6 protein-coding genes are annotated in these 6492 nt (G+C 62.4%); 5 read left to right on the top strand and 1 reads right to left on the bottom strand.

The window, feature by feature from the left end:
• On the bottom strand, positions 1-1079 hold a 1079-nt coding region (locus QMO14_RS21735; protein WP_367618164.1), incomplete at its 3' end, for a beta strand repeat-containing protein.
• Positions 1080-1719: 640 nt separating this feature from the next.
• On the opposite strand from QMO14_RS21735, the gene QMO14_RS21730 reads away from it, so the two are divergent.
• From QMO14_RS21730 to QMO14_RS21710, 5 genes are all read left to right on the top strand, one after another.
• A complete protein-coding gene (locus QMO14_RS21730; RefSeq protein ID WP_301509687.1) occupies positions 1720-2517 on the top strand; it encodes a response regulator transcription factor in 798 nt (265 codons plus the stop codon).
• 257 nt (positions 2518-2774) lie between these two features.
• Positions 2775-3392, top strand: a complete 618-nt coding sequence (gene petA / locus QMO14_RS21725) for a ubiquinol-cytochrome c reductase iron-sulfur subunit (protein ID WP_301509686.1) — start codon at positions 2775-2777, stop codon at positions 3390-3392.
• Positions 3393-3406: 14 nt separating this feature from the next.
• Positions 3407-4843, top strand: a complete 1437-nt coding sequence (locus QMO14_RS21720) for a cytochrome bc complex cytochrome b subunit (RefSeq protein WP_301509683.1) — start codon at positions 3407-3409, stop codon at positions 4841-4843.
• Positions 4844-4879: 36 nt separating this feature from the next.
• A complete protein-coding gene (locus tag QMO14_RS21715) occupies positions 4880-5653 on the top strand; it encodes a cytochrome c1 (RefSeq protein WP_019654379.1) in 774 nt (257 codons plus the stop codon).
• 96 nt (positions 5654-5749) lie between these two features.
• Positions 5750-6361 carry a glutathione S-transferase N-terminal domain-containing protein gene (locus QMO14_RS21710; protein WP_007835362.1) on the top strand — a complete coding sequence of 204 codons (612 nt, stop codon included), beginning with the start codon at positions 5750-5752 and terminating at the stop codon, positions 6359-6361.
• The last annotated feature ends 131 nt before the right edge of the window (positions 6362-6492 follow it).

Raw genomic sequence — 6492 nt, 5'->3', positions numbered from 1 at the left:
CTCAGCGTGTTGATCGTGCCGTTGCTGGCGGTCAGATCGGTGGTGCTGACGTTGGTGGCGCTCAGCGTGTTGATCGTGCCATTGCTGGCGGTCAGATCGGTGGTGCTGACGTTGGTTGCGCTCAGCGTGTTGATGGTGCCGTTGCTGGCGGTCAGGTCCGTGGTGCTGACGTTGGTTGCGCTCAGCGTGTTGATCGTGCCGTTGCTGGCGGTCAGATCCGTGGTGCTGACGTTGGTGGCGCTCAGCGTGTTGATGGTGCCGTTGCTGGCGGTCAGATCGGTGGTGCTGACGTTGGTGGCGCTCAGCGTGTTGATCGTGCCATTGCTGGCGGTCAGATCCGTGGTGCTGACGTTGGTTGCGCTCAGCGTGTTGATCGTGCCATTGCTGGCGGTCAGATCCGTGGTGCTGACGTTGGTGGCGCTCAGCGTATTGATCGTGCCATTGCTGGCGGTCAGGTCCGTGGTGCTGACGTTGGTGGCGCTCAGCGTATTGATCGTGCCGTTGCTGGCGGTCAGGTCCGTGGTGCCGACGTTGGTTGCGCTCAACGTGTTGATCGTGCCGGCGGTGGCCGACAGATTGGACGTCGTGGTGTTTGTCGCACTGACTGTTCCCGCGGTGAGCGAGCCGGTGCTGATGCTGGTGGATGTGAGATTCGTGATCGTACCCGTCGCTGCGGTGAGTACGTTGGCCCCAAGGTTGCCGGTGAAGGTCCCGTTGGTTGCCTGAACACCGCCGGTCGTTACGGTGCCGGTGATGTTGGCATTGCCGGCCGTCAAGGAAGCGATGTTGGCGCCTGCTGCGGTCACGTTTCCGGTGACGTCAATGCCGCTGGCAGTCACAGAGCCGGCTGTCAGGGATGTTGTGGATACACCGCCGGGCGCGGCAAGCACACCGCCATTGTTGCTGTTATTGACGACGCTACCGGCATGGACATTCTGTCCACCAATGGTGACCTGTGCGTTGGCCATTGGCAGAGTCATCACGTAACCGGCGCCAACAAGCACCGAAGCGAGAAGACGGCTCACGCCCGGACGGCGAACAATGAAAGAGCGAACACTGGAGCGCTGTGATGTAGTCATTTGGACTTTCTTCCTTGAAGAAATCAGTTGCCATTTCTGGTCTTTCACACGCCCTCGTCGCGTGAAAGCAGGGTTGGGTTTCATCGAGTTACCCAATGCAACCGATGCTAGGAATCGAGGTCTTTGCTGAACATCACCGGTATCCGTAGTTATGGATGTATGCATGTCGGCCGATGCGATGCCGACGAATGCATACAAGGGCCCCGAAGCCAATGCGCATGCGGCTTTGCGGGCATCGCATGAATCGCGTATTGACGTTTGAAGATGCGGTCTCGCACGCGTTTCGTGTGTCGCGGTGCTACGTAACACGCGCGGTAACCCGCACGTAACAACGGCCTGAAAGCGGCCTTCGCAAGGCCTTCGCGCGCGCTCGTTCTTCAGCTCGTTTCGAGCAATTTCTTCAACGAAATCAAAGTACTACACGCGTCCTTGCGCTGTGGGTGCCGGCGTTCGTCCGAGTGGGCATCGTTCCTGCGGTATCTGAAACGAAAGACAACATTTCGAAGCTACCCAAGGGTGGCGAAAGAGCCAGAGGACGTCGCGTGATCAATTTTTTCTTGGACATCGGCAAAGGCATCGGCACGCGCAGTACGGACCAGGTCCGCTGCGGCAAGGCAGGAAACGACGCAGGACAGCGGACATGGAAATGAACATCCACTACACCTCTTCGGCCACTTCGACGCCGGTACCGACGGCAGCGCAGTTGTATGGCGGCGTCTTCCATGCCGCGCTGATCGTCGCGGACGACACCGCCTGCGCCGACCGCATGCGGCGCATCCTTTGCGAGCTCGCACCGCATCGCCGCGTGGTGGTGGCGTCGGGAAGGGCCGAGGCGTTCAATCTGCTGGCTGCGTTGCCTTACGACCTGGTGCTGGTTGACATGCGGCTGCAGGGCAACGACGGTGCCGCCGTTCTTCATCATGTGCGCCAGACCTATCCGCGCATCGAGTGCATCGGCATGTCGGCAACCGACGACCAGCAGCTTGTGAACGCCGCGATCGCCGCCGGCGCCATCGGGTATCTGCTTACCGAAACCGACGATGCGGAGCTCGCCTATCTGCTGCGCTCCATCGAGCGCGGCGGCTCGCCGATGGATTCGCGCATCGCGCGGCGCATCCTCGGTTCGATCGCCGCGTCCGCGAAGGCGCGCACGATCGAACCCATCCGCGTGCAGGGCGAAGCGCCGCATCAGCAGCAACAGCAGAAGTCGCAGGCTGACGTCTCCGATTCCAGGCTGCCGCAGGGCCTGCTGTCGCCGCGCGAGCTCAAGGTGCTGCGCCTGATCGCGCAGGGCTGGAGCAACCGGCAGATCGCCGAGGCGGTGTACCTGTCGGTGAACACCATCGAGTTCCACGCGAAGAGCATCTATCGCAAGCTCTCGGTCAAGTCGCGGACCCAGGCGGTCCACGAGGCGATGCAGCACGGGCTTCTGAACTGAAGTCCCCGCGGCGACAGCATCCGGCCGCGCGGTCGCGGCCTCCTGCTGGCCGGCTGTCGGTTTTTTGCCCGTAGTACTTTCCCTGTCCGTGCGCCATCTCCGCCGACCGGCGCGATCCCTCGCGCAGGCCCGAAGGAGGCTGCGCGCGGGGCTTGCGGCGGCCGGCCACGCGCGTGGCGCCCATTGAATATCCTTTCAGCGCCCCGCTACAATCGCGGGTTGACTCCTGCTCCAGCGAAGAAGACAAGAGGATCCCCATGAGTGACATGACCTCCGGCTCGCCCCGGATCGACACCAGCAAGCGCACGTGGTTGATTGCATCCAGCTGCGCTGGCGTGGCAGGCGGCGTGGCCACCGCCATCCCCTTTGTGAGCACTTTCCAGCCCTCCGAGAAGGCCAAGGCTGCGGGCGCCGCGGTCGAGGTCGATATCTCGGGCCTCAAGGTCGGCGAGAAGATCACCGTCGAATGGCGGGGCAAGCCGGTCTGGATCCTCAAGCGCACCCCCGAGCAGATCGCCGAACTCCCCAAGCTCGACAGCCAGTTGGCCGACCCCCTTTCCAAGCGTCATCCCGACGAATTCACCCCCAAGTACGCACAGAACGAGCACCGCTCCATCAAGCCCGACGTGCTCGTCGTGGTCGGCATCTGCACCCACCTGGGCTGCTCGCCGACCGACCGCTTCCAGGCCGGCCCGCAGCCTTCGCTGCCGAACGACTGGGAAGGCGGCTTCCTCTGCCCATGCCACGGTTCCACTTTCGACCTGGCCGGCCGGGTCTTCAAGAACAAGCCTGCGCCCGACAACCTGCCGGTGCCGCCGCACATGTACCTGTCGGACACCAAGCTCCTGATCGGTGAAGACTCCAAGAAGGCCTGAGGCGGAAGAAGAACATGGCTGAATTCCACGAGATTTCCCCCAACGCACCCGCCGGCGCCAAGCTGCTGAACTGGGTCGACAACCGTTTCCCGCTGAGCAAGCTGTGGAACGACCAGTGGGGCAAGTACTACGCGCCGAAGAACTTCAACTTCTGGTACATCTTCGGCTCGCTGGCGATGCTGGTGCTGGTGATCCAGATCGTCACCGGCATCTTCCTCGTCATGCACTACAAGCCCGACGCGAACCAGGCGTTCGCATCGGTCGAGTACATCATGCGCGACGTGCCGTGGGGCTGGCTGATCCGCTACATCCACTCGACGGGCGCCTCGGCGTTCTTCATCGTGGTGTACCTGCACATGTTCCGCGGCCTCATGTACGGCAGCTACCGCAAGCCGCGCGAACTGATCTGGGTGTTCGGCTGCGCGATCTTCCTGTGCCTGATGGCCGAGGCCTTCATGGGCTACCTGCTGCCCTGGGGCCAGATGTCCTACTGGGGCGCCCAGGTGATCGTGAACCTGTTCGCCGCCATCCCGTTCGTCGGTCCCGACCTGGCCCTGCTGATCCGCGGCGACTACGTGGTGAGCGATGCCACGCTGAACCGCTTCTTCAGCTTCCACGTGATCGCCGTGCCGCTGGTGCTGCTCGGCCTGGTGGTGGCCCACCTGATCGCGCTGCACGAAGTGGGTTCGAACAACCCCGACGGCATCGAGATCAAGGCCAAGCGCGGCCCCGATGGCCATCCGCTGGACGGCATTCCGTCGCATCCGTACTACACCGTGCACGACATCTTCGGCGTGGTGGTGTTCCTCACGATCTTCTCGGCGGTGATCTTCTTCGCGCCCGAGGCAGGCGGCTACTTCCTCGAATACAACAACTTCATTCCGGCCGACTCGCTGAAGACGCCGAACCACATCGCCCCGGTGTGGTACTTCACGCCGTTCTATTCGATGCTGCGCGCGACCACCGACGACATGGTCAACGTGTTCTCGCTGATCATCGTCGTGGCCGCGGCCTGGAACTTCATCAAGGGCAAGTCGGGCATGGGCCTGAAGATCGCGGCCGTCGTCGTCGCGATCGTGGCGGTCTTCCTGCTCAAGACCTTCGACGCCAAGTTCTGGGGCGTTGTCGTCATGGGCGGCTCGGTCATCATCCTGTTCTTCCTGCCGTGGCTYGACCACAGTGAAGTCAAGTCGATCCGTTACCGTCCGGGCTGGCACAAGTACGTGTACGGCCTCTTCGTGTTCTTCTTCCTGATCCTGGGCTATCTGGGCATCCAGCCTCCCGGCGTCTGGGGCGAACTGGCCATCGGTTCGTTCAAGCTGGACATCGCGCAGACCATCTCGCAGATCGGCACGCTCGTGTACTTCGGCTTCTTCCTGCTGATGCCGTGGTGGAGCCGCAAGGGCGAGTTCAAGACCGTGCCCGAGCGCGTGGTCTTCGCCGCCCATTGATGAGAACCAGAAGCCAAGAGAGCTGAGAGAAACACGATGAAGAAAAGCATTTCCGGCTGGCTCGCGGTCCTGGGTCTCGCGCTGGGCCTGACCTTCTCCGCGGCGGCATCGGCCGAGTCCGGGGGCATCGCGTGGGACAAGGCCCCCAACAAGACGAACGACGTGAGCGCGCTGCAGAACGGCGCCAAGCTGTTCGTCAACTACTGCCTGAATTGCCACTCGGCCGCCTTCATGCGCTACAACCGCCTGCAGGACATCGGCATCACCGAGCAGCAGATCAAGGACAACCTTCTGTTCACGACCGACAAGGTCGGCGAGACCATGAAGGCCAACATCGACGCGCGCCAGGCCAAGGACTGGTTCGGCACCACGCCGCCCGACCTGACGCTGGTCGCGCGCTCGCGTGCCGGCCACGGCGGCACCGGCGCCGACTACCTCTACACTTACCTGCGCACCTACTACCGCGACGAAACCAAGGCCACCGGCTGGAACAACCTCCTGTTCCCTAGCGTCGCCATGCCGAACCCCCTGTGGGAACTGCAAGGCGAGCGCCGCCCGGTCTACACCAAGGTCGAACAGCACGGCCACGAAACCGAAGTGTTCAAGGGCTGGGAGCAAGTCACTCCCGGCACCATGACACCCGTGCAATTCGACAATGCGGTCGGCGACCTTGTGAGTTACCTGCAATGGATGGCCGAACCGGCACAGAACACCCGCGTGCGCATCGGCGTGTGGGTGCTGCTGTTCCTGGCCATGTCGGTGGTATTCGTGTGGCGGCTGAACGCCTCGTATTGGAAAGACGTCAAGTAGTTCCGTGCATGCCGACCGGATACCCTCGGGCATCCGGTCCCACAGAGTGGGTTGCCAACGCGACCCACTCTTTTTGATTTTTAGGAGTCTCTCGCCATGATGGTCTTGTATTCAGGAACGACCTGCCCCTTTTCCCACCGCTGCCGCTTCGTGTTGTTCGAAAAGGGCATGGACTTCGAGATCCGCGACGTCGATCTCTACAACAAGCCCGAAGACATCAGCGTGATGAACCCGTACGGCCAGGTGCCGATCCTGGTCGAACGCGACCTGATCCTGTACGAGTCGAACATCATCAACGAGTACATCGACGAGCGCTTCCCGCACCCCCAGCTGATGCCCGGCGACCCGGTCGATCGCGCCCGCGTGCGCCTGTTCCTGCTCAACTTCGAGAAGGAACTCTTCGTGCACGTCTCCACCCTCGAGAACCGCACCACCAAGGGCAACGAGAAGGCGCTCGAAAAGGCCCGCTCGCACATCCGAGACCGCCTCACGCAGCTGGCACCCGTGTTCCTCAAGAACAAGTACATGCTGGGCGACAACTTCTCGATGCTCGACGTGGCCATCGCGCCGCTGCTGTGGCGCCTCGACTACTACGGCATCGACCTGAGCAAGAACGCCGCGCCGCTGCTGAAGTACGCCGAGCGCATCTTCTCGCGCCCGGCCTACATCGAAGCACTGACCCCGTCCGAAAAGGTCATGCGAAAGTAATTAAGATCGCCCCCAGGCTTCGCGCACTTCGTGTCGCTTCGCCAAGCCCCTTCCGGGGGCAACACCAGCGGYCCGGCAAAGCCGGTTCCGCGGTGTTCCGCGAAGAGACGGTGGCCGATTCGAGGCCGCGA

Origin of the sequence: Variovorax sp. CAN15 (assembly GCF_030462475.1) — a bacterium.
Classification (GTDB): domain Bacteria; phylum Pseudomonadota; class Gammaproteobacteria; order Burkholderiales; family Burkholderiaceae_C; genus Variovorax.
The sequence above is the reverse complement of the archived record's forward strand: the minus strand, read 5'-3'. Positions and strand labels throughout refer to the sequence as shown.